Here is a 230-nt window from a genome sequence, read left to right on the forward strand (position 1 = left end):
AAGAAAAAATGAAATCAACAGAGATAAGTAGTGCATTCACTTTCTTTAATGATAAACAAATGGACAATCAAATAGATGATTACAAAGATAGAATAACTGTATTAGAGGACAAGTTAGCTGACATAGAAGAAAGATATTACAGACAATTCACTGCCATGGAAAAAGCAATTCAAATGATGAACAGCCAAAGTGCATCACTAGCATCAATGTTAGGAGGAGGGTCTCAATGA

At 33.0% G+C, this 230-nt stretch carries 1 protein-coding gene; it reads left to right on the top strand.

Translation table 11 applies throughout. The features are described 5' to 3' along the window. Positions 1-230, top strand: a 230-nt coding sequence (gene fliD / locus ACX6CF_RS26620; protein WP_458788401.1) for a flagellar filament capping protein FliD, incomplete at its 5' end; no start/stop codon positions are given.

This window comes from Vallitalea sediminicola, assembly GCF_054408565.1.